The following is a 22,532-nucleotide window of genomic DNA, read 5'->3' as shown; positions in this document are numbered from 1 at the left end:
TATCTCAACATCGAAAAGCAGCGCGTATGCCTGAGCCAAAACGAGAAGTCACATTTAAAAAGAGCGCCACCGGTTTGGTGGCGCATTTTCGCGCCATGGCCAGCCCCTGCGAGGTGCTCGTCGACAGCACCGACGAGCACCTCATCAAATCCTTGGCACAGCACGTTGCCGATGAAGCCTGGCGAATCGAAAGTAAATTTAGCCGTTACCGCACCGACAATATTGTTTTTCAAATTAATAATGCCCAAGGCAAACCCGTCATCGTCGATGAGGAAACCGCCGAACTTTTAGATTTTGCCGCTCAGGCCTACCAACTCAGCGACGGCATGTTCGATCTAACATCAGGGCTATTACGGCAACTCTGGCGCTTCGACGGCAGCGATCAAATACCCACGCCCGAAGCTGCTGCCGCGCTATGCCAGAACATTGGCTGGCACCACGTAAACTGGCAGCGTCCGCAACTGCGCCTGCACGCCGGAATGGAAATAGATTTTGGCGGCATCGGCAAGGAATACGCCGTCGATCGCGCTGCCGCCATCGTCCACCAGCAAAGCGACTGCGCAGTGCTAATTAACTTTGGCGGCGATCTCTACGCCACCGCCCCGCCCCGCCATTCCCCGCACTGGCTCGTAGGCATAGAACAAATCGGCGGCGGCAAATCTGCCCTTATTCAACTCAGCAAAGGCGGCCTCGCCACTAGCGGCGACGCAAACCGCTTTTTACTAAAAGATGGCGTACGCTACCCCCACGTAATCAACCCCAAAACCGGTTGGCCGATAATGGACGCACCGCGCTCGGTCACCGTCGCGGCACCAAGCTGCGTAGAAGCCGGGCTTATTGCCACCTTTGCGATGTTGGCGGGGTCAGGTGCTGACGACTTTTTAGCGGAACAAGCAATACTGCATTGGATTCAACATTAGTTGGCTTGTTAAATCTGCTGAGAAGCCACTTTTAGAACACCGCCATCCCGATCACTTTGGTGCTACTTTCACCACTCACGCTAAGCCCTATATAAATTGTATTAAGGCGCAGGCGCGGTGTAATTTTATCGCAATGCTGAAAAAAATTAAGCCAAGTATTAACTAACGCTCGCCAAGATACAGATTCACTTTGGAGAACTCGTCGGATTCCGCCAGATCCGGCACAGTGGTGGCGCGCTGATAAGCCAGCCAAGCGTAGCCCTCAAACTGAAAATTTCGTACCCGCGAGTCGGCGATAAGCACTTTCGGCGCCCGCGCTAAAAACGCAGATAATAGCGGGAAATTGCTCCTATCGTATAAAACGTCGGCCACCAAGATCAGATCGTATTGTTCATTGCTGGCGAAGAAATCGTCGCTGTATTCCAGCGTTACGCCATTCAAGTCGGCATTGGCGCGACTGGCCAAAATGGCATCGGGGTCGAGGTCACAGGCAATCACCGAGGCCGCACCAGCCAACTTTGCCGCAATACCTGCCACCCCCGAGCCGCTGCCAAAATCCAATATACGCTTACCCTGCACAAGGTGTGGATTATCAAAAATATAACGCGCCAACACTTGGCCGCTGGCCCAGCAAAAAACCCAATAGGCGGGATAATTCATAATGCGCTGGGTTTGCTCTGGACTAAGATCCTGCTGGGGATAATCGGCGCTGAGCAGCCACAACTTCATCTCCGGCACTTCGGGCAAGGAGGTTCTCGCCAGCTGCGCATTTGGGATGTATTCCTGTAATCGCAGGGTGAGGGGCTGGCAATCTGTTGCCAAAGAAGCTTGCCGCAAAGCGCATTTCCTTCTATGTTAGAGGTGTGTGTGATGGCGATATTTTAGCGGAGTGTGCTATGAGTGGCCTACCTTTAAAGCAATTAGTTCATGATGTTCTGCTGCAAGTTCACGAAGCGGATCAGCACCAACTTATTTATTGTCAGGACTGCCAGCGGCCAGTAACAGCCGAGAATTATCGGGTACAGGTCCAAGGCGAACATCGACATCACTTTGTAAATCCCGAAGGCGTGGTATTCGAACTAAGCTGTTTTCAGGCTGCGCCAGGCTTAATTATTGCCGGTAAAGCCACCGACCACTACTGCTGGTTTCAAGGTTTTGAATGGCAGTACGCCCACTGCGAGTACTGCACTACCCAGCTGGGCTGGTATTACGAAAATGCCTTGAACGAATCCTTTTTTGCATTGATATCGGGCTATTTACGCGCCGGAAAATAAGCGGCGTTTTCCGGTATACTGTCCGCCAATTCTCTGTAACTAGTTAGTCTGATGAGTGCCAGCCCGGAAAACCCCAATGCCGATTTTATTGTGCCCCATTGCGAAGAGGCCATCGGCTACCTGCATAGCGATGATGACTTGCTCATCATCAATAAACCCGCTGGTCTATTGTCGGTACCTGGCCGCCACCCTGATAACAAAGACTGTTTAATCAGGCGCGTTGCCGAGATCTACCCCAGTGCGACTATTGTTCACCGCTTAGATATGTCGACCTCGGGTTTAATGATTATTGCCCTGCACAAAGACAGTCACCGCGCCCTCAGCCGTTTATTCCAAGACCGTGAAATCGAGAAAGAATATCAAGCGGTGGTCTACGGCAAGCTTGCCAGCATTGAAGGTTTTATCGACCTGCCGCTGGCCTGCGACTGGCCCAATCGCCCCCGCCAAGAACTGAATTTTGATTACGGTAAAAAAGCCCAAACCCACTACCATCACCAAGGCATGACCGACGACGGCCACAGTAAAATATTACTAACGCCAATTACCGGCCGCTCCCATCAATTGCGGGTGCACACTGCCAGTATAGGCCACCCCATTTTAGGCTGTGAATTTTACGCCCACCCTGCTGCTAAGGCTGCCGCAGGTCGGCTGTTGTTACACGCATCTCGTCTGCGTTTTACTCACCCCTACACCGGCGAAATGCTGGACATTCAACATGACGCCGAGTTTGTCGATTAACCCATATAATTCTGATGAACGTCAGTAGCTTTATCTAAAGCCTCGACGCCGCGAGTATTCGCTGGCTAACCTAACAGGCCTTATTTATTTCCATGCTTCACTAAAGTATTCACTATACAAAGCGACAGCAACGGGCACCACTTCTCGCAGGTGATCTATCCATACTTTTTGCGAAGCTATGGAAAAACCAGACAATACGTTAGATCTCGCAGGGCAGCTTACTCGTTAGTTGAGTAAGACATGAGGGTGAAGTTTTGGTATATGCGGTTACTGCAGAGGAGGTCTTTTTTACCTACCCCGGTGCAGCGACAAGTCGCTGTACCGGGGTGAGTCAGGGTTACCAGCGATAGCTAGCTTGCAGCGCTAACGTACGCGGGTTATTAACCAAGCCGTGATGGGTCGTCGCCCCAGTAATGGTTTTCGCGGTCGGCGCATCAACGCCGTAGAGTATTACCAACTCATCGCTAAGATTTTTACCCAGTAATGCCACTTCCCACTCACCGTCTATTGACGACAGAGCAAGTCGACCATTAAAGGTTTGGTAGGCATCCTGCTTGATGCGATCATCCAAGTTTGGCGAGGGGTGGTAGTCGTCCGTAAAGATTACATCAATATTGGCGCGCAGCATTAGTGAGTCACCTAAGGGGCGCTCGTAGGCCAACATCAAATTACCTGAGTAATCAGCAACGTATTGATTCGTCTTGCCACTGTAGTCACAGTTAATGCCATTGGCATTATCTGGCACCTGATCCTGAATACAGGTACCAAACTGGTGGTCCTGAAACTCAAAATCGAGGAACGCCAAGCCGCCGGCCAATATCAGGTTTTCGGTCAGGGCCATCCGGCCGTCCAGCTCAATACCCTGAGAAACGGCACCTGCCGCATTACCCACATTAAAACCTAGGGTGCCGTCAAAGACACTGACCTGAAGGTTATCGAATTCGGTGCGGAACAGCGCTGCATTCAGTTCAGCAGCGCCTTCGAGAAGGCTAGTTTTCATACCCAACTCAAAGCTAAGCGCTTCTTCTTCCTCAAACTCAAAGCTACCAATCAACACTTGTTGATTAGTGCCTGCAGGCGCATTGGGGTTAATCGGCGTAGGGTCTGCGCTAGGCGACGCATTGGAGCGCGCGTCAAAACCGCCTGACTTGTAACCACGGCTTGCGGAGAAGTAGGCCATTAAGTCATCAGTGGCATCCCACTGTAAATTTACCAGCGGTGCGAACTGCACTTCTTCACGCTCACCTTTTAGGTCGTGACGCTCGGCGGCAAAACTGACCGCAGCGGCGGTATCGACTTCACCCAGCGGCTGAATTGTCCCGTCGTCGAAGCCAAATTCGAGTTTGCGCGCTCCTTCTTTATTTTCCCATGTTAGGCGACCACCGAGGGTCAGCCGGAAGGAATCCGCCATATTCCAGGTTGCTTGCATAAAGGTTGAGGCGATGCTTGATTCGCTGTTGAAGTAACGCGGTGTACGGATGCCACGAAGCGCGTTACCCGCGTCACCGAAGCCTAGCAGCTCAAAACCACTGGAGCCGTCTGCACCTGGATCAGCATCACCACGGGCGCCACCTTCGAGGAGGTCAGAAGCGTTAACCAGTTGCGGAATAATGTCGGAGGGCAGATATAGCGAGTCGAAAAAGTCCAGTTCGCTGTATTGGAAATAGGCGCCCGCAATATACTCAAAGTTTTCGCCGGCGGGGGAAATCCAGCGGAATTCTTGGCTGAACTGTTGATACTCTTCTTGGAATTCAACTTGAAACAGCGGTGCACCGGTGAAGTCGCAGTCACAGTCTTCGTCGTACTCATAACCCATAATGCCGGTGATCGAAGTAAATTGGTGATCGTCCCGATACCAGTCAACATTGGCTGTAAAGTTATAGGTGTCGTTATTGCTATAGTCGCCGTTACTGTGGCGCTTGCGATCAGCTGTATTGTTCAGCACACCCTCATCGGAGTCGATATCGATAATCGAACCATTGGGCTGAAGTTGTAGAAAATTTAACACCGGCGCCGGCAGCAAGCCAGTCAATGCTGCCAAGTCGCCAGTGTCTGGGAATACTGTGCGATCCATGATCTCGCCGTAGGTGCGACCTTGGAACAAGAATACATCGGAGTCAGACGCGTAATTGGTAATAATTTCAGAGTTGCGACCGACTACATCAAAGCTACCCGCCTCAATTTTAAACTTGGCCGAGACATTGTCACTGACATCCCAGCTGAGCTTAATGCGAAAGGTTTCTTCGCTGCGCTGAGCTTCGTCGCGATCCAACACTAGGTTTTCCATAAACCCGTCTAGCTCGCGCTTGCGCACCGCAAAACGATAGCCCAAGCGATCATTGATCGGCCCGCTGACCACCATATCGATAATACGCTCGTTCTGTTCAGGCTCATAGGTAACCTGTACGTTGCCTTCAGCGTATTCGCTTGGGTTAGCCGTTTGGATACTGATCGCGCCAGCAATACTATTTTTACCCAACAGGATGTTCTGCGGGCCGCGCAGTACCTCTACTCGAGACAAATCGAGGAAGGGCGCACGCGCCAACTGAGCGCGACCGTAAGCAATACCATCAACGTACATACCCACCGATTGCTCAAAGCCTTGGTTTTCACCTGAACCGATGCCGCGAATATAAATATCGGTGCCAATACCGGATTCCGACATGGTAAAGTTGGGTACATAGGCCTGCAGGTCTTCGATCTTGGCAATCCCCGCCTCCATCATTTTTTCCCCACCGATGGCGCTAACGGAAACTGGCACATCCTGCAGGCTTTGCGCTCGCAACTGCGCGGTAACGACAACTTCTTCCAGCATTGGAGCAGCATGTGCAAGGCTGCCAAGTAGGCTCAATGGCAGTAGGGAAGAAAAGACACTAAATCTCTTTTTCATTGTAATCCTCATTTATCTAGAAGTAAGAGCGTTACCCTAGGCATAACTTCGGGCAGATTTATTGTTATGTAAGTTAAGCCACTATTCACGGTGGCTACTCAGCTCTGGTGACAACGATATCTTTCTAAAAATTATTCATTGCATATTACTCACACCATATTATGTGAGCAATAGATTAATGAGACATTGGCCACGACGTACTTTTAGCAAGTTTTTCGGTCAATGAGACGACGTTCCCGGCAATTCATAGTCACAAGCCGCCGGCATCCGCCCCTAGCATCTGTGCTGCGAATGGTGACCGGGCAACTCTCAAATAGTAGAGGCATATGGCATATAATCAAATTTTTGACCGATATATGATTTTAATGCCTAGCAAGTTTATGGATTAATCAACAAAACTTGAGCTGCGTAATTGCCCAACAACGTAGGCTAAATCTTGACTCCCCACCCCCAGCGCGTATCCTTGGCGCCAAAGTTTCAGGTGCTTGCGTCGCATAATCACTGCGTGCAACTTAAACGGGAAACAGGTGCGTTGCGTTCAAATTTTAAACCAGCAATGCCTGTACTGCCCCCGCAACGGTAAACAGAGAACACTATTCCGTCAGGCCACCTAGGTCCTGACAGCCACTGCGTAAATCGTGGGAAGGCGAATAGTTGCTATAAATAGCTACTGCGTGAGTTTTATCGCGCACTCTGTGAGTCCGGAGACCGGCCAGAAACCCAAGAATAGAACGTGGCGGGGTGTCACACCGGATTCGCTTTTTGGTCCATAGCCATAGCTAAAACCATAGTCTGCCAAGCACCCTGTCCGCGTTTTATTCCCACCTTGTTCAACAGCCGTATGCGGGCGAGCTACGGCGGGAAAATACTATGTCTGGCCGTATTCAAAATCTAGTCCGAAATCTGTTTGCCTTGCTCCTACTGCTTAACGCCACCAGTGCAATCGCATTGAATATCACCGCCATTGTCTCTGACCGCTCAGCACCTACCCTGATAGCAGGTGCCCACCAGCTGCTAGAACAGCGCCAAGATTTAACGATTCAAATTCGCACCGTTCAGCAAATAAGCAAGCTAAGCGACAATGAGCTACAAGCTCTGATCAGCCATAGCGACCGGCTTTTATTAGTGGCTATATTTGGCGAAGACGTGCCGCGTTTATTGGCCATGAATTACCCCGACCAGCAGCTGCGTACGGTGTTGCACAGCGACCGCGCGCTCATGCCCCTGCAAAAAGGTCGCCACGGCGAGATATTTGGCAGAAGCCTGCCAGAGGATATTCTCGCTGACAAAGCAGGTGTACAGAACGCTGCTGCTTTGGCAAAAAGTCAAAAGCAAGCGCCGCGCTACGCTGACTGGTTACAAGCCCGCGCCTATTGGCTAAACCGCTCGGTGAACAATGCCGCCAGCCTCTTGCAAATGCTGACCAACAGCAGCGCAGAATACCCCCGCCTAGAAGAGGTCGCGCCCCTGCGCTTTGCCCTGCACCACGGCGGTGGCGCCGACTGGCTCAGTGCCGCCGAATTGAATGCCCATCTCAAGCCCGCACAGCGCACAATGTGGATTATCGACCACGATACCGCCGACTTAAGCGGCGACTGGACCTTGCACCAGCAGCTTTGCGCAGCGCAAACATGGCAGTGTATTTCGGTGTTGGCGGCTTGGGGCGAGCCCAGTGTCGCGGCGTTAGAAACCATTCAAACCGCCATGCGTGGCCCGCTTAAAAATAGCCCTGCGGCCATTATTGCCCTGCAAGATTTTGTGATTGGCGGCGGCGAGGGTCGCGAAGCGGTAACCACGATTTTAGAAGAACTCAAGCTGCCAATATTAAAAGGCATTCGCATCAGCGAGTGGTCTAGCGCCCAGTGGCAGCTCTCCGCCGAGGGTATTCCCCGTGACTCAGTACACTACCGCGTGGCCATGCCCGAGTTGCAAGGGGTGTCCCAACCCCAAGTGTTAGCACTGGCCGCCACCGCCAAAATCGACCCGCGCACCGGCGCCAGCGTTTACCGCAGCGAACCCCTTACCGATGAAATCCAGCGCCAAACACGGCGGCTAGCCCGCTGGCTAATCCTGCAAGAGAAACCCAATGCCGACAAACGCGTTGCGGTGGTGTATTACAACCACCCCCCGGGTCGTCACAATATTGGCGCCGACAATCTCAATGTGCCAGAGAGCCTGCTCGAAATACTCCGCGCCCTCCGCACGGCTGGCTATAACACTGGCGAACTGCCCGCCGATGCCGACGCGCTACTCGACCTACTCCAAGCCAAAGGCGTGAATTTACCCGAAGACGCTGCGGCGCTTGCAGCCATGTCTGGGCAAATCAATTCCGTCTCCAGCCACGCCTACCAGCAGTGGTTTAACACCCTGCCGCCAGCGATACGTGCAGAAATGGTCAACGGCCCGCTCGGGGAATTACAGCAAAGTTTACAGACCCAATTGGCCGCACTGGCCGAACTCAGTTCGGTTACTGAGCGCCAAGATCAGTTAGCGCTAATTCGCGCCCGCATGGAAAACACCCTCACGGATTTACACCACGCCTTAGATGGTGTGCGCCACTCCGGCCGCAGCCGCGCCTTAGATTTACTCGCCCAGCTGGGCGGCGAATATCAGAATTTATTAGTACAGGCGGCCAGCGGCCAAAGCCTAGACTGGCAAGCCAGCCAAGAACTCAACCGCGCCTTAATCGACATTGGTATTGAAGGTATTCGCGGCTGGGGCAAAGCGCCCGGCAAGGTGATGGTGTGGGACAACAAGGTACTTATTCCCGGCGTGCAGTTTGGCAATGTTTTTCTTGGCCCCCAGCCACCGCGCGGCTGGGAGTTAAACGAAGAACTGCTGCACGCCAATATGTCCTTCCCACCACCGCACCAATATTTGGCTTTTTACCATTATTTGCAGGACGTGTTTAAAGCCGACGCCCTTGTTCACCTTGGTCGTCACTCTACCTATGAATTTTTGCCCAAACGCAGCGTGGGGCTTTCATCCAGTGACTACCCCAGTATTGCGGCTGGCGACTTACCGGGTATCTACCCCTATATTGTCGATGGCGTTGGCGAGGGCATTCAGGCCAAGCGCCGGGGCTTGGCGGTGATGGTCGATCATCTCACGCCGCCACTTGCCGCCACCGAGCTATACGACAAACTGCTGGAACTGCGGCAGCTAATTGAAAGCGCAGAAGCCGCCAGCGATGGCAGCACCAAAGCCCGCGCCATAGAAACCCTTCGCCGCAAGGTGGATGAGTTCAATTTACGCGACGAGCTTATCGCCAGCATGGACGAAGAACTGCAAGTGCGCGGCGTCGGTTTTGACGAAATTGACGACGATTTCTTACTCCACGAAATTGGCCACTACCTTACCAAGCTCCAAGAGCAATTCATGCCCTTGGGCCTGCACGTGTTTGGCCGCGACTGGCAGCCCAAGGCCATCGACACCATGCTCAATTCCATGCTGCAGGGTGAAACCGCCGACAGCAGTAAGCGCAGCGACTGGCTGAGTAAACTCAGCGCCTCACCCGCCGCTGAAATGCGCGCCCTGCTCAACGGCCTTAACGGCCAGTTTGTGGCGCCAGGTAAAGGCAATGACCCCATTCGCACCCCAGAGGCCCTGCCCACCGGCCGCAATTTTTATGCACTGGACGGCAGCCTCTTACCCACCCGCGTTGGAGTCGAAGTAGGCACGGCACTGGCCGCCAAAGTACTGGCTGGCGAGTCTGGGGTCGCCCTTGCCAATACCGATATTGCGAATAATAAGCAGGGCATTATTTTATGGGCCTCCGACGCCGTGCGCGACGAGGGCGCGATGATTGCCTTTGGCATGAAGCTGCTCGGCGTGCGGCCCATTTGGAATAGTCGCGGCATTATTAAAGGATTAGAACGCCTGCCCCTTGGCCCCGAGCAGCCCCGCCGTTTCGATGTGGTCTTTACCACCTCGGGCTTGTTCCGCGATCTCTACGGCCAGCATTTATTGCTGCTTGACAAGGCCGGATTACTCGCACTGGATGCCAGCAGCGACTTAATTCGTCGCGACTACCCCGCATTGAGTTTGGCCCTAAACGCTGCGCTAACGCCCCTAGACGAACCTCACGAAAGCGGCAGCGAACCGCTGGACAAAAACCAAGTCGCCAATAACTGGGTGAACGAGGCGCGGGAATTACTCGCCGCCAGCCCCGCAATCTCGGCCGCCGACCTAGGCCGTCAAGCCAGTGTGCGGGTATTTGGCATTGCGCCAGGTGCCTACGGCGCAGGGGTTAATCGCATGGTTGAACGCAGCGGCTCGTGGCAGGACCGCAGCGAATTGGCCGAGGTCTTTGTTAAGCGCATGGGCCACGCCTACGGAGTGGGTTTACACGGCGAATCTGCGCAAACTTTATTCCGTCGCCAGCTTACGGGGGTATCGCAAACCTATCTGGGCCGCGCCAGCCATCTTTACGGTTTAATCGACAATAACGACGCCTTTGACTACCTCGGCGGTTTTAATTTGGCGGTGGAAACCGTGAGCGGCAAAGTACCTGCCAGCGCGGTGATCAACCATGCCGACAACCGCAATCTGCATATCGACGCCCTGCCCGAGGCCCTACTGTCGGAATTGCGCGGCCGCTTTTTTAATCCCCAATGGATTAAACCCCTTATGGCCGAAGGCTATTCCGGCGCCCGCACCATGGGTAGCGAATTTATTGAATACCTCTGGGGCTGGCAGGTGACTAGCCCCGACATAATCAATGACCGCGTATGGGAAGAAGTGAAAGCCATTTATGTGGACGATGCCATGCATCTCGGGCTGGCGGAATTTTTGGCCCAAGACAATAACCGCTATGTGCAGAGCAATATTCTGGCGGTGATGCTGGTCGCCATCGACAAAGGCTTTTGGCAAGCCGACGCTGCCACCGTTAAACAATTGGCCGCGCAATTTAGCGACAATATTATTGACCACGGCAACCCTGGCAGTGGCCACACCCACGCCAATCACCCCATGTATGCGCTGGTGAAAAAGCAGCTCAGCCCCGAGCGTGCGCAGCAACTAGAGGCGGTGTTGGCAAAAAGCCGACTGACACCGGAAGCGCAAGCAAGCAGCTCGCCAAGCCATATTCAGGAAGTGCAGCTAGACGCGAATACTACTGCGCAAATTAGCCAGCAGGCGACCGCGTCTAAGCAGCAGTCAGAAGCAGCGTCAGCTGAACAACAAACATCAGCCAGCGCCATTAGTCCCTATCTGCCATGGCTATTTGCAGCGGCAATATTACTGCTCGTCAGCGGCCTGTGGCGCGGTCGTCAGCTTAAATTCTAAATGGAGTTCACTATGGTTACTGGATTGTCTCAAGGGCTTATGCACCAGATCACTTCACTGCTCTTAGAGCCGGTGATTTGGGCATTATTATTTTTTGTCGCACTGGCCATTTACGAAGTGGGCATTAGCATTGGCGAGCGCTGGGGTGGCATTCGCAAACTCCGCGACGCTGGTAACCGCGATGCCCTAGTGCTCGCCGGTAAACGCCGCATTGAGCGCGCTGACTTTATTACCCGCCTCGCGCCCATGCTGGGTTTGATGGGTACCTTAATTCCGTTAGGACCAGGCCTAGCGGCGCTTGGCGAAGGTGAGTTGCGCATTCTCACCACTGCCATGACCGTGGCCTTCGACACCACCGTGATCGGCCTGTTTGCTGGTATGATCGGCTTTGTACTCGCCCGCCTGCGCCGCCGCTGGTACGACCAAGCCCTACATCAGCTTGCCGCCTCGGGAACTAAGCAACATGGATAAGTGGCGCGACAGTGAATTTCTCGACAATAACGACGATCCCCTCGGCCCCATGGCCAATCTGGTCGATATTATTTTGGTATTTGCCTGCGGCTTAATTGCCGCCTTAGTATCGATGAGCCCCGACCTACAGCAACATTTTAAGACCGAGCCACAACAGCAGGATATTTCCCTAGGCAAAGAACTGCCCAGTGTGCCAACGACTGTTCAACAGCAAATTCAAAATGGTGACGGCTACGAGGCGCTGGGGCAGGTCTACCGCGACCCCAAAACCGGAAAATTGATCTTGATTGGAAGCTAAGTTCACACCACCCAGCGGCCTATTGCCACGCAAATAGGCTGCTCAATAGAAGCTGTATTATTTGCCTTGATTAAAGAATGATTCGCCCCAATAATCCGCGAACTGCAGACACTGTATTTAAACACCATGCCCAGCCCATCACTTAGTACAAAACCAGACAAGCGCGCCGCACCGCCAATGCTTGCCTGGCTTTTTGCACTTATTGGGATGCTCGCCACTGGCGTCAACTTACAAGCCGCGGCGCTGGATACCGACAAAAATTTTAATAAGCATGACTCGGCTCAGGTTTTTGTTTTTTCCAATGGCAGCAATGCCCCGCTTTTACCTGGGCGTGATGACAATGATCATCACTTTCATACACCAAGCGCGAATATTTTTACTACTAGCCAACTAAATTGGCGCTTTATTGGCCTTGTACAATCAGCGGCTAACTGGGCTCCCGCCCTACAAGCGCTAGTTCATCTAAGACCGCCGCTGCGCGCACCCCCCGTTTAAATAATCCTCCTTAGCTTTTGTACTTCGATTTTTATTTCATTAAATTGAAAGGATTATTCATGCGATTCTTTAATACACGGGCGGTGATTTATTTACTGCTCATACTGCTTGGTTTGTGCAGCGCGGCTCCTAACTTTTTGAATGCCAAGGCGCAAGAAAACTTACCAGCGTGGTTCACGCACAACACCTTAAAACTGGGCTTAGACTTGCAGGGCGGCTCACACCTGCTTATGAGCGCTGATACCACCCCACTCATTAACGGCGCGGTAGAGCGCGCTGCGGAGCAGTTATTGGCGCAGCTGCGAGAGAACAAGATCGCCTACGCAAAGCCGCAGAGCGACGGCACACACTGGCAGCTAAGTTTGCGCAACGCTGCAAACTTAGAAAAAGCTAAGGCACTGGCCACTGAGCATAATAGAACCGCTGCCGGCGTGCGAATGTTTAAAGTCGCTGGCCAAGAAAACACCCTGAGCATCACACTGACGGAAGAATATATTGCGCAAATCAGAAAAGACGCCCTAGACCGCAGCCTAGAAGTAGTTCGACGGCGGCTCAATGAAACCGGCTTGGTTGAGCCAAGTATTAGCAAGCAAGGCGACGATGGCGTACTCATTCAAATGCCAGGCGTCAGCGACCCCGCTTATATTCGCCAACTATTGGGCACAACGGCGCAAATGTCTTTTCACTGGGTAGCGCGCCCGCAAAGCACAATACCGACAATGACGGTGCTAAGCAGTCAAGACCAGCAAACCTATACCTTAGAAAAACAGATTGCCATGAAAGGCGAGCATATTAGTGACGCAAATTTAGGCTTTCACCAAAATACCGGCGAACCGGTAGTCACCTTTGCACTCGACAATGTCGGCGCCAAACTCTTTGGCGACATGACCCGCAAAAATATTGGTAGAGCACTGGCAATCGTCCTTGATAATGAGGTGATTACGGCACCGATAATACAAGGTGTTATTGGCAGCGGTCGCGGTGAAATAACAGGCAATTTTACATCGAGTGAAGCGAGTGACCTCGCCCTGCTACTCCGCGCAGGCGCTTTACCTGCGCCCTTGGCGGTTGTTGAAGAGCGTACCGTTGGCCCAGACCTTGGCCGCGATGCCATTCAAATGGGTTTGCTTACCGGCGTGTTCGGTGCCGCTTTAGTCTTACTATTTATGACGGCCATCTATCGAGGCTGGGGCTTAATTGCCTGTTCGAGCCTGACCATTAATATTGGCCTGATCGTCGGCATATTAAGCCTGCTAAACGCCACGCTCACCCTGCCAGGCATTGCCGGTATTATTCTAACCATCGGCATGGCCGTTGATGCCAATATTCTGATCAACGAGCGCATCCGCGAGGAATCGGCACGCGGCAAGCGCGCAATGGCCGCCATCAACGCCGGTTTTGATAAAGCCTATGCAACGATTATCGACGCCAATGTCACCACCCTTATCGCGGTTAGCCTGTTATTTATGTTCGGCAATGGCCCTGTTCGCGGTTTTGCGGTGACAATTGCCATTGGCCTAGTCACATCGATGTTTACCTCTATTGCGGTGACTCGCGCATTGATTAAATGGCATATACGCAAGCGCCAAAGAGATGTGCTTACTTTCTCTGGCTTTGCCATGCTGGATCGGCTTAGCAAGCGCAATACAAACTTCCTCGGCGGGCGGTTTATGGGCTTGGCGCTGTCTACAATATTGTCGCTGGGCTCGGTGGCGCTATTTTTTGGCGCAGGCCTAAATTATGGCGTCGACTTCACCGGCGGAACCTTAGTGAATGTGAAAACTGAGCAGCTCTCGGTGCAGGGTTTGCGCAGTAATCTGCTGGCCCACGACTTTGATCGGGCAAGCATTCAGGAGTTTGGTGAGGACAAGCAGTTTCTGGTTCGGCTACCCGCACATAGCGGCGACAAGCAATTAAGCGCCAACGAAATTGACTCACTGAAAGCCGCCATCCTCAGTGAAGACCCTGGGGCAACCTTTCCCCGCGTTGATATGGTTGGCCCTAAAATCAGCGGCGGCTTTGCCGACGCCTCCATACTTGCCTTGTTATTGGCCGCCGCTGGCATGCTAGTGTATTTGTGGATTCGATACGAGTCGCATTTCGCCACCGCGGCCATCGCCACCATTGGGTTAGACATCACCAAAACCATTGGTTTTTTTGCCTTAACTGGGCTGGAGTTCAACTTAACCGCTGTCGCGGCGCTACTCGCACTTATTGGCTATTCCATTAACGACAAAGTGGTTGTATTTGACCGCGTGCGCGAGGGACTGCGTGCAGATCCTAATGCGCCGCTGCTACGCATACTAAACGAAAGTATCTCCTCAACATTGACGCGTACAATCTTCACATCGGCAACCACTATATTGGCGATACTGCCAATGGCCGTGGCCGGCGGCGATGCAGTGTCGAGCTTTGCCAAGCCCATGCTATTCGGCATTATTGTTGGCACTAGCTCGTCAATTTTCATTGCCTCGCCGATCCTATATTTTCTTGGCGTGTGGCGCGAGCAAAAAGGCCTTAAACAGCTCAGACCTAGCCCCGAGGAACTCCAAGAATCCTTAGCACTTATCCCTTAAAACTTTGTAAGCCGCGTGGCAAATTTCCGCGCGGCACCTTAATGCTTGTTAAGGTTTAGAATGAAAAAATACCGCTTGAATAAAGTTCACAATATAGGTGGATTTCAACTCAAGCGGCATGAGAAGCTGTCGGCACTTCTATGCAGACATTCTTAAGTTCACCCACTGCCACAATCACGCCAATTAAGCCAACCGTAATTCATCCTCAGGTAGTACGTAGACATGACTCTCGCATTAATCGCCATCCTCGGAGGATTCGCACTGCTAATTTGGAGCGCGGACCGTTTTGTTGACGGCGCCGCCGCTACCGCGAAACATCTGGGTATGCCAAGTTTACTGATTGGTATGGTGGTTGTCGGTTTTGGTACATCGGCTCCCGAGATGGTGGTCTCGGCAATGGCCTCGCTAGACGGCAACCCAGACCTCGCTCTAGGCAATGCGATTGGATCAAATATCGTGAACATCGGCTTGATCCTCGGCATTACCGCATTAATATCGCCGATCAGCGTTCATTCAAATATCGTGCGCAAGGAGCTGCCGCTACTCACACTGATTGGCGGATTAGTCGGTTTCATTTTGCTTGATGGCGCACTCACTCGGTTCGAATCTCTTTTGTTGCTGACAGGGTTTATTGGACTTGTCAGCTGGACCATATTTGTGGCGCTGCGCACGCGAGGTGATAACTTAGAAACCGAAACAGATCAATTGCTATTAGCGCAAGCGATGCCAATACAAAAAGCCCTTTTCTGGCTAGTGGTAGGCTTAGTCGCACTGATCATCAGTTCGCGAATATTGGTGTGGGGTGCGGTGACTGTCGCCCATTCTCTGGGGGTAAGTGATCTAATTATTGGCTTAACGATTGTTGCCTTTGGCACCTCCCTCCCCGAGCTAGCCGCCTCGGTTATCGCGGCGCGGCGCGGTGAGCACGATATCGCCATTGGCAATGTGGTGGGGTCGAATATGTTTAACCTGCTCGCGGTCATCGGCATTGCCGGTGTTATCAAACCAATGGGCTCATTTCCAGCCGACATTGTTCACCGCGACTGGGCAACGATGATGCTGATGACCGTCGGTTTGCTTGTGATGACCTTCGGTTTTCGTAAAACAGGACAACTAAACCGCATCAAAGGCTGCGTACTGCTCTTTTTCTTTGTCGCCTACAACACTTACTTACTGCTAGATGTCATGGCTAAGTGATCAACGCCAAAGGGCTATTCAATCGACATACCCACGCCCTTTGGCGGACACAGCGCCGCATTTCATATTCTCGCTATTAATAATCAAATATATGTTCAAGCTCTAACTGCGTATTAGCCTGATTGCCAGAAAGGTCCTCTAGGAAATGCGTTAAGTCTGCTACGCCAACTAGCACAAATATTCGCTCCCGCTCGTCATCTGAAACCAATGGGGATCTAAACAATTCGCTGCCGGCGAGCGCTGAAGTTTCTACGCCCGCTTGACCTAATAGCGAAACGACTATTTGGTGGTTGCCGGAAATATCCATAATGGCCCATTCGTCGCTGGCAAAGCGCGGCATGGTTTTGGTAAAGCCACCCCAGCGCGGCAGTGCCATCAAGAAATCGTCGCCACCCCCGGCGAGCATTTCGACGCCATCAGGCTCCTTCGGCAATCGAATGCTATTGCTCATCACTCGCTGAGCGGTGAGGTAAATTCGCTTATCAGTTTCGCCATAGGTCGATTCGGCAGCATATTTAATCGCTTTCGCGTAAAGCGACTTCAGTCCAAACTCAGCGCTAAAGAATAATTTACGCTCCCATTTGCGCAAGGGATGATCCCCCCACAAACTGGTTTCTGCCCAAATGCGATCACGCCAAGCGGCAAAGTCGAATTCATACCACGCTTCATCGAATATCAATTCACTGTATGCCCGGTGCGCCTGCTGAATAAATTTATCTTCTTCTGTGTCTTCGCCACTTGCCGTCCAGCGAGTAAATCGCCCTATGCTCGCCTCGTAAGCGCCCTTAGCCAAATACTCCAGGGTGGTGCTAATACCAATAACCTGCAACATCGTTTGATACTCGGCATTGGCTGGATAGTTCTGGCGGCTAATCGCGATGGCTCGGTCATAAAGCGCCCAATATTCATCGATGCTTTCGTAAAACGGGAAATTGCTCGGGTTGCGCCCTTCGGCTAAATAATCAGCGTACTCCTTGGGCTGAAACACCAAATACCATTCCGGAATGGTGAGAAAACTTTGCTCTTCACCCCGATAGTAGTTACCTAAGTTTGCTTTGGTTTCTGCTAATAAATCGCGATTTTGCGGATAGTATTTTTCCCAAAGTAAATTGGCAAAGCGGTTTTCTGGATCAAGACGGCGCTTAAGTGCGAAGTATTCTTGTGCCTTTGGATACGCTGCGGCGAACTGTTCGGAGCTCGCCTGTAGTTGGTAAGGCAGGTAATAGGCGCCGCCCATAGCAATAGCAGCGTCGATCATCTCACTGCTCCACACCTTCACCGCCGCTTTTGCCTCGGCATCGGTGCCCTGACGGTAGTAAACCACAAAGGCAAAAACTTCCGACTTCGCCCAATTAAGCAGCGTATTCGGGTCAGCCTTAGCGTGGCGTACGCTAACATTAATGATATTGGCCTTGTTGCGCTGAAAGATATCCCGCATCAAGACATGAAATTCATCAAAGCGCTCAACAGGTACAAAATACTCTCGCAATCCGTAGCTGTATTCCGAACGATCCGCTGGCTCTAACTCTGCTACGTCATAACTGGCCTCGTAATTACGCCACTCCACGCGCTCAGGAAAATACACTATCGGATCAATAAAGTACTCACGCGTCCACTTGCCAAAATTGGAGGCCGCAACAAATTCCGCCGCTTTTACCTGCCAGTAGTAATCTTTGTCTTCGGGAATCAATCGCTCAGTAACTGTTGGTGTTTTGTCGCTGGCAAACCAGCTAACGTCCCGCAAGCGATTGTAGTGGGGTGGATAAATATCCGCGTTGTGAAAAACCACATTTTGCTTATCGCGGACATTGCTCCGAAAATGTTGGGCGTATTCCTCAATTGGCATTACCTTTACGCGACGCTCTACAGCAATATTGTCTTCAAGCTGTAAACTGACCTCAACGATAACCCCCAAGCCACCGTAACCACCAATCGCGCCATAAAATATATCCGCATTCATATCGGGCGAGGCCACGATGACACTTCCGTCGGCAAGCATTAGTTTTAACGCCAAAACCGACCCCACCAACGGCCCCTCACCGATATAGCGGCCATGAACATTCACACTTAGGGAACCACCAACGGTGAAGTTAGCGTAGGTCTGCATTATTTTGATCGACAAATTATGCGGGTCGATGGCGGTTTGTAGATCACGCCAGCGAATACCGGGCTCCACCGTCACCGTTTTGTGGTCAACGTCGATCGCCAGTACCTTATTGAAGCTTCGCATGTCGATATGCAGGCTATCTGGGTAGGCCGTTTGACCACCCTGACTAAAGCGTCCGCCGCCAATAGAAACACGGCCTGCCGTCGAACTCAGCGCCGTTTGAACATCGGCAATGGACTCAGGCCGAACAACTTGCCCAACTCGTACCGCATTCAATTTGCTCACGTCATTTACGGTCAACGGCAACGCTGGTGGCTGGAAATCGGGGTCTCCACTGCCCAGCACAGTGACTGTTGTAGCAATAAGTAAAGCGACGGTAGCCACAATCAGAATACTTGCCAGAATACGAATTAAACGCCAAAGTACACGTGCGGGCTGAAAGCGGCTGGTATTATTCAGTTTGAACACGGTAGATCAAGTCCCATTTGGTTTGGGCCAAGCCCAAATTTGAATATGAGTTAAGCATCATGAACAATAAAAGCAAAACCACACTCTTATCACGACGCCAATTAATAAAATATATCGCCCTGCTCAGTGCATCGATAAGCGCCCCGACATTTGGCGAAATCGAAAGATTAACACCAGCACCTGCACTGCCCGGAGGCAAAGATCTTGGCACCGGTAATTTTGCATTTATCTACCGCAATCCTCAGCTTCGCGAGGAGTTCTTAAATTTCTTAATCAATGTATTTCATCTTTACCCTGAACAGCAACTGCAAACGCTAATACAGGAAGCCGCAGAGACTTATAATACTGACCAAAATATCTACCGACATGTGCAGACCAAGCTCGCTGATATTAAGCCCTTTCTGGCTGAATTAACATTTGCCCTACCCGCATTAAACAAACAAAAAAGCACAATGGCGACACAAACAGTGCAATTATTGGACCCTGATCGTCGTTATGAAGGGTATTTAGAACTTGGTTCAACTGGTCGTTATATTGACGCACTGGAAGAGGAATTCAATATTGTTGGCGAGCGCTATTTTATTGCCGAAAAAGCGCCGAGCTATTCATTAAGCGACATGATAGATCGCAATCAAATTTGGCAAGCTGGGCCCTTTATTCCGCTGGCAAACTACCGCCCAGCCATCGCTAAGACCATTGCAAATAATTCGCTGGATTTAGTTTCAATATTTATTGGCCTGCACCACTGCCCAATTCCATTGCGTGAGGAATTTCTGAGTTCAATTCGCGACACCATGAAACCCGGTGCCTATCTGCTAATAAGAGACCACGACGCAAAGAACACCAAGATGCGCGCGGTAGTCGGCCTCGCCCACGATGTGTTCAATATGGGCACGCAGGAAAGCTGGGACTATAACGAGCGGGAATTACGTCACTTCTACAGTTTGAGTTTTTTGGATAACTGGTTAAGTAACTCGGGGTTTGTCGGCGACGGCCGCAGATTGTTTCAAAGTGGCGACCCAACCCACAATGCGCTAATGGTGTATCGGAAAGCCTAGCGCCAGACTGCCGCGTAAAGCAGCTATTTTTTCGATATACGATTTCCCCAAATCTGCTGCTAGACTCAAGGTAGCACAAGGGAGACTTGGCTATGATTGATATTCGCAAGATAGAACAGCGTTCAGAAATTATCCTGCGGCCAAATTGCTCGGCAGACTGGCCTGAAAACCGTCGTATAATTCAAACCATTTCATTATTTCTCGGCGTGCTTGGCGTGTGCTTTGCTGCCAATGGCGCTTGGCTGGTACTGCCATTTATCGGTTTTGAGCTTAGCATGCTATGGCTGGTGTTGAGCGCAACCTTTCGCAAGCTGCAGGTGCAGCACACTGTCTGTATCGACCCGCAAAACCTCAGCATTGACCTTGGCCATCGCAACTGCGAACACCACTGGCAATGGCCAAAAAACACCAGCAACGTCTTAGTAACGGTTCTCCCCCACCCTTGGGACCCGTTGCAAATTAGCATTAGTCACTGCGGTGAATGCGTCATTGTTGGCGATTTTTTGAATAAAGACGATAGCCGTGAATTGCTTCGCGCACTGCGTAAGTGCGGGCTTGCGATCCGTCATTACTGCGGCTTAAGCACACTGGAGGTGTAGTAAAATCAGGGTAGAACATTTATCGCCAGCTCCCCTAAACCATCAACCTTCGCCTCGTAGCGTCCAGTGTCTAAGGGCAACATTTTGCCAATAGCGCCCGTTAACAACCACTGCTCTGGCTCAATAACCCAGCCGTGGGCAATCCGGTCATTAATTAGATTCATTAAATTCTGCCACTGACCACCGTGCATATCACCACTACTTGCAACAAGGACTAAGTCTCCATTGCTGTGCAGCTTAACCGCCATCTCGTCGATGTCGGCCATTGGCTTGCCGAGCAACTCGTTTAATGCAACGGCATCGCCCACCACAAAACTATGCGCCGCCACATTTGCCCGAACAATACCCAAAATGCCATCGCTTGGCTGAGTTAGCAATGCAAGGTCAGGAAATTCAAAAGCGGGCGCAATTTCAGCGACAACTGACTTCAGTGTAGCAATATCCGCGATGGCTTCCGTAACGCGACGCTTCAAGCGGAAGGCGACTTCCAGTTCGATCATACCGCGACCGAAGTGTGAAATTTGTACTGGATTGCCACTCGCCTGCTGTGAACCAGCAAGTAGGACGCCATACACCGCGCGATCGCTATTAAATTTCTGCTGTGCTGCACCAGAGGTTAAGCCCGCCTTAAATCCAGCAGGGGTTCTGCCGTTTAGGCGTTTAAGCAGTGTCTCGTGCTGATCGGAATAAGCTTGTTGCCACTGAGCTTCACTAAGCGACTGCGCTGCTTGTATTAGCGGCGACACGCCGAATACAGCAAGGAACAAGGCAAGCAATTGAAGAGACCGCAAGAGCGGCGCCACTAAAAAGCACGGGTACGGCATTGCACGACCTCATTATTGTTATCTGTCACGGTTTAGTCAGACAAATAATACTCCACCGTGGAGACGACCCGCACCTTTTTAACATGGGGATTGTTTTTATCGCGATCGCCAATGGTGAACTGCCCTTGCGAGGCCCGCTTAATTTTCCCTAATACGCTGTCTGAGTCTGCCGCAAATTTTTCAGCGACGGCCCGCGCTTCACGGGTCGCCTCCTCAATCATTGCCGGTTTTACCTCATTCAAGCGGGTAAACAAATACTCTGTTTGCGCCTGATAATTATTGCCGGTAAAGGCAATGCCCTGCTTACCCAATACCGATAACTGCCGGCTAACCTCCCTCACACGATCAATCTGCACCGAATAGACGGTTATGCTTTGCTCCGCGGTGTAGCGAAACTGAGCGCCATTATTACCGCCGTATTGTTGTGCCGATTTATCAGTAATAGCGGGCGCAGACACGGTAATTTCTTCGGTTTTAAAGCCTTTTTCCTCTAAAAAGCTTTGGATTGTGGCAATTCGCTGGTCCAGCAGGGTATACAGCTTGGGGAGGTCATTACTGGCCTCGGTAAAAAGAATTGGCCAAATCACCACATCCGCAGGGTATTCGCGTTCAGACAGGCCCTTAACCGCGACGCTGCGCTCAAATTGCCGGTAATCCACCCCAGCCTTGCCGATTAATAGACCTAATGCAGATAGGCCGATCACCAGCGCTAAGCCTAAAATCACTGCGCTCTTGTTGCTCAAAACAGGCTTATTCATAACTATCTCCTTATAAATACTGATCAATCCAACTGCGCTATCGGCGCCAAAAGCCCCGCAGTCAAATCCAATAGATTTTGCGCTGCCAACTCAATTTCCAAGCCCCTACGCCCCGCGCTAACAAATATCGTCGCAAATTCAGACGCCGATGCATCAACCACAGTAGGTAATAAGCGCTTCTGTCCCAGCGGGCTGACCCCGCCCAGCACGTAGCCACTAGAGCGCTCCACATCAGCAGGGGCCGCCATCGCAACCTTCTTCACTTTAAGCGCCTTGGCCATGGCTTTTAAATTTAACTGCCCCGCCACCGGCACCACGGCCACCGCTAAGCCCTTAGGCTCCTGGGCCACCACCAAGGTTTTAAACACCTGAGCAGAATTCAAGCCCAGCTTTTCAACCGCCTCAAGGCCGTAGGAGTGACTCGCCGGGTCATGGCTATACTCATGCACGGTATGCGCTATTTTATGTTTTTTGGCGAGATTAATGGCTGGTGTCATGTAACTGCTCCGTGCTGTGAGAAATTGACTGCTGCGCTATTACGGAGTTCCCATCAGACGTCTGACTCCTGACGTC

General features: G+C 51.7%; 17 protein-coding genes and 1 riboswitch. Of the genes, 11 read left to right on the top strand and 6 right to left on the bottom strand.

Annotated features, from left to right (window positions below; all coding sequences use genetic code 11):
* The first annotated feature begins 26 nt into the window (after nucleotides 1-26).
* A complete protein-coding gene (locus tag ABD836_RS11340; RefSeq protein WP_344935886.1) occupies nucleotides 27-920 on the top strand; it encodes an FAD:protein FMN transferase in 894 nt (297 codons plus the stop codon).
* A 162-nt stretch (nucleotides 921-1,082) separates the two neighbouring features.
* Here the strand turns inward: ABD836_RS11340 and ABD836_RS11335 are convergent, their stop codons facing one another.
* Entirely contained in the window at nucleotides 1,083-1,757 is a 675-nt protein-coding gene (locus ABD836_RS11335; RefSeq protein WP_344935884.1) for a class I SAM-dependent methyltransferase, read from the bottom strand.
* Between the two features lie 59 nt (nucleotides 1,758-1,816).
* On the opposite strand from ABD836_RS11335, the gene ABD836_RS11330 reads away from it, so the two are divergent.
* Nucleotides 1,817-2,194 (top strand): cereblon family protein, encoded by a 378-nt coding sequence (locus ABD836_RS11330; protein WP_344935882.1) that lies wholly within the window; start codon nucleotides 1,817-1,819, stop codon nucleotides 2,192-2,194.
* A gap of 51 nt (nucleotides 2,195-2,245) precedes the next feature.
* Entirely contained in the window at nucleotides 2,246-2,932 is a 687-nt protein-coding gene (locus ABD836_RS11325) for a pseudouridine synthase (protein WP_344935880.1), read from the top strand.
* 337 nt (nucleotides 2,933-3,269) lie between these two features.
* Here the strand turns inward: ABD836_RS11325 and ABD836_RS11320 are convergent, their stop codons facing one another.
* Nucleotides 3,270-5,822 carry a TonB-dependent receptor gene (locus ABD836_RS11320; RefSeq protein ID WP_344935877.1) on the bottom strand — a complete coding sequence of 851 codons (2,553 nt, stop codon included), beginning with the start codon at nucleotides 5,820-5,822 and terminating at the stop codon, nucleotides 3,270-3,272.
* A gap of 462 nt (nucleotides 5,823-6,284) precedes the next feature.
* A riboswitch (cobalamin riboswitch) is annotated at nucleotides 6,285-6,553 on the top strand.
* A 139-nt stretch (nucleotides 6,554-6,692) separates the two neighbouring features.
* Here ABD836_RS11320 and ABD836_RS11315 point away from each other — a divergent pair.
* From ABD836_RS11315 to ABD836_RS11290, 6 genes are all read left to right on the top strand, one after another.
* Nucleotides 6,693-11,108 (top strand): cobaltochelatase subunit CobN, encoded by a 4,416-nt coding sequence (locus tag ABD836_RS11315; RefSeq protein WP_344935875.1) that lies wholly within the window; start codon nucleotides 6,693-6,695, stop codon nucleotides 11,106-11,108.
* A gap of 12 nt (nucleotides 11,109-11,120) precedes the next feature.
* Nucleotides 11,121-11,579, top strand: a complete 459-nt coding sequence (locus ABD836_RS11310) for a MotA/TolQ/ExbB proton channel family protein (RefSeq protein WP_344935873.1) — start codon at nucleotides 11,121-11,123, stop codon at nucleotides 11,577-11,579.
* Nucleotides 11,572-11,877 carry a DUF2149 domain-containing protein gene (locus ABD836_RS11305; protein WP_344935871.1) on the top strand — a complete coding sequence of 102 codons (306 nt, stop codon included), beginning with the start codon at nucleotides 11,572-11,574 and terminating at the stop codon, nucleotides 11,875-11,877. The genes ABD836_RS11310 and ABD836_RS11305 overlap by 8 nt, the downstream gene beginning before the upstream one ends.
* A 126-nt stretch (nucleotides 11,878-12,003) precedes the next feature.
* Nucleotides 12,004-12,372, top strand: coding sequence for a hypothetical protein (locus tag ABD836_RS11300; RefSeq protein ID WP_344935868.1), 369 nt, complete (start codon nucleotides 12,004-12,006; stop codon nucleotides 12,370-12,372).
* A 59-nt stretch (nucleotides 12,373-12,431) separates the two neighbouring features.
* On the top strand, nucleotides 12,432-14,948 hold the full coding sequence (secD, locus tag ABD836_RS11295) for a protein translocase subunit SecD (RefSeq protein ID WP_344935866.1): 2,517 nt from the start codon (nucleotides 12,432-12,434) through the stop codon (nucleotides 14,946-14,948).
* Between the two features lie 222 nt (nucleotides 14,949-15,170).
* Entirely contained in the window at nucleotides 15,171-16,145 is a 975-nt protein-coding gene (locus ABD836_RS11290) for a calcium/sodium antiporter (RefSeq protein ID WP_344935863.1), read from the top strand.
* Between the two features lie 76 nt (nucleotides 16,146-16,221).
* On the opposite strand, the gene ABD836_RS11285 is transcribed toward ABD836_RS11290, so the two are convergent.
* Complete coding sequence (locus ABD836_RS11285) at nucleotides 16,222-18,720, bottom strand: FAD-binding oxidoreductase (RefSeq protein ID WP_344935860.1); 2,499 nt, start codon at nucleotides 18,718-18,720, stop codon at nucleotides 16,222-16,224.
* Between the two features lie 59 nt (nucleotides 18,721-18,779).
* On the opposite strand from ABD836_RS11285, the gene ABD836_RS11280 reads away from it, so the two are divergent.
* Together ABD836_RS11280 and ABD836_RS11275 are read left to right on the top strand one after the other, a co-directional pair.
* Nucleotides 18,780-19,778 carry a class I SAM-dependent methyltransferase gene (locus ABD836_RS11280; protein ID WP_344935857.1) on the top strand — a complete coding sequence of 333 codons (999 nt, stop codon included), beginning with the start codon at nucleotides 18,780-18,782 and terminating at the stop codon, nucleotides 19,776-19,778.
* Between the two features lie 92 nt (nucleotides 19,779-19,870).
* Entirely contained in the window at nucleotides 19,871-20,377 is a 507-nt protein-coding gene (locus ABD836_RS11275; protein ID WP_344935855.1) for a DUF2244 domain-containing protein, read from the top strand.
* Between the two features lie 5 nt (nucleotides 20,378-20,382).
* Here the strand turns inward: ABD836_RS11275 and ABD836_RS11270 are convergent, their stop codons facing one another.
* Genes ABD836_RS11270 through ybaK form a run of 3 tightly spaced genes read right to left on the bottom strand, consistent with a single transcriptional unit; the run spans nucleotide 20,383 to nucleotide 22,456 of the window.
* Complete coding sequence (locus tag ABD836_RS11270) at nucleotides 20,383-21,201, bottom strand: 2-keto-4-pentenoate hydratase (RefSeq protein ID WP_344935853.1); 819 nt, start codon at nucleotides 21,199-21,201, stop codon at nucleotides 20,383-20,385.
* Between the two features lie 32 nt (nucleotides 21,202-21,233).
* Nucleotides 21,234-21,959 (bottom strand): SIMPL domain-containing protein, encoded by a 726-nt coding sequence (locus tag ABD836_RS11265; protein ID WP_344935850.1) that lies wholly within the window; start codon nucleotides 21,957-21,959, stop codon nucleotides 21,234-21,236.
* A 23-nt stretch (nucleotides 21,960-21,982) separates the two neighbouring features.
* A complete protein-coding gene (gene ybaK, locus ABD836_RS11260; protein WP_344935847.1) occupies nucleotides 21,983-22,456 on the bottom strand; it encodes a Cys-tRNA(Pro) deacylase in 474 nt (157 codons plus the stop codon).
* Nucleotides 22,457-22,532: the final 76 nt, after the last annotated feature.

The sequence above is a fragment of the Zhongshania borealis genome (assembly GCF_039539625.1).
Taxonomy (GTDB): Bacteria; Pseudomonadota; Gammaproteobacteria; order Pseudomonadales; family Spongiibacteraceae; genus Spongiibacter; species Spongiibacter borealis.
This window is presented reverse-complemented; position numbering and strand designations above follow the sequence as displayed.

Bases quoted from the DNA above. Each gene is read 5' to 3' on its own strand.
- ABD836_RS11340 (WP_344935886.1), top strand. From the start codon at position 27: ATGCCTGAGCCAAAACGAGAAGTCACATTTAAAAAGAGCGCCACCGGT.
- ABD836_RS11330 (WP_344935882.1), top strand. From the start codon at position 1,817: ATGAGTGGCCTACCTTTAAAGCAATTAGTTCATGATGTTCTGCTGCAA.
- ABD836_RS11325 (WP_344935880.1), top strand. From the start codon at position 2,246: ATGAGTGCCAGCCCGGAAAACCCCAATGCCGATTTTATTGTGCCCCAT.
- ABD836_RS11320 (WP_344935877.1), bottom strand. From the start codon at position 5,822: ATGAAAAAGAGATTTAGTGTCTTTTCTTCCCTACTGCCATTGAGCCTA.
- ABD836_RS11315 (WP_344935875.1), top strand. From the start codon at position 6,693: ATGTCTGGCCGTATTCAAAATCTAGTCCGAAATCTGTTTGCCTTGCTC.
- ABD836_RS11310 (WP_344935873.1), top strand. From the start codon at position 11,121: ATGGTTACTGGATTGTCTCAAGGGCTTATGCACCAGATCACTTCACTG.
- ABD836_RS11305 (WP_344935871.1), top strand. From the start codon at position 11,572: ATGGATAAGTGGCGCGACAGTGAATTTCTCGACAATAACGACGATCCC.
- ABD836_RS11300 (WP_344935868.1), top strand. From the start codon at position 12,004: ATGCCCAGCCCATCACTTAGTACAAAACCAGACAAGCGCGCCGCACCG.
- secD (WP_344935866.1), top strand. From the start codon at position 12,432: ATGCGATTCTTTAATACACGGGCGGTGATTTATTTACTGCTCATACTG.
- ABD836_RS11290 (WP_344935863.1), top strand. From the start codon at position 15,171: ATGACTCTCGCATTAATCGCCATCCTCGGAGGATTCGCACTGCTAATT.
- ABD836_RS11280 (WP_344935857.1), top strand. From the start codon at position 18,780: ATGAACAATAAAAGCAAAACCACACTCTTATCACGACGCCAATTAATA.
- ABD836_RS11275 (WP_344935855.1), top strand. From the start codon at position 19,871: ATGATTGATATTCGCAAGATAGAACAGCGTTCAGAAATTATCCTGCGG.
- ABD836_RS11270 (WP_344935853.1), bottom strand. From the start codon at position 21,201: ATGCCGTACCCGTGCTTTTTAGTGGCGCCGCTCTTGCGGTCTCTTCAA.
- ABD836_RS11265 (WP_344935850.1), bottom strand. From the start codon at position 21,959: ATGAATAAGCCTGTTTTGAGCAACAAGAGCGCAGTGATTTTAGGCTTA.
- ybaK (WP_344935847.1), bottom strand. From the start codon at position 22,456: ATGACACCAGCCATTAATCTCGCCAAAAAACATAAAATAGCGCATACC.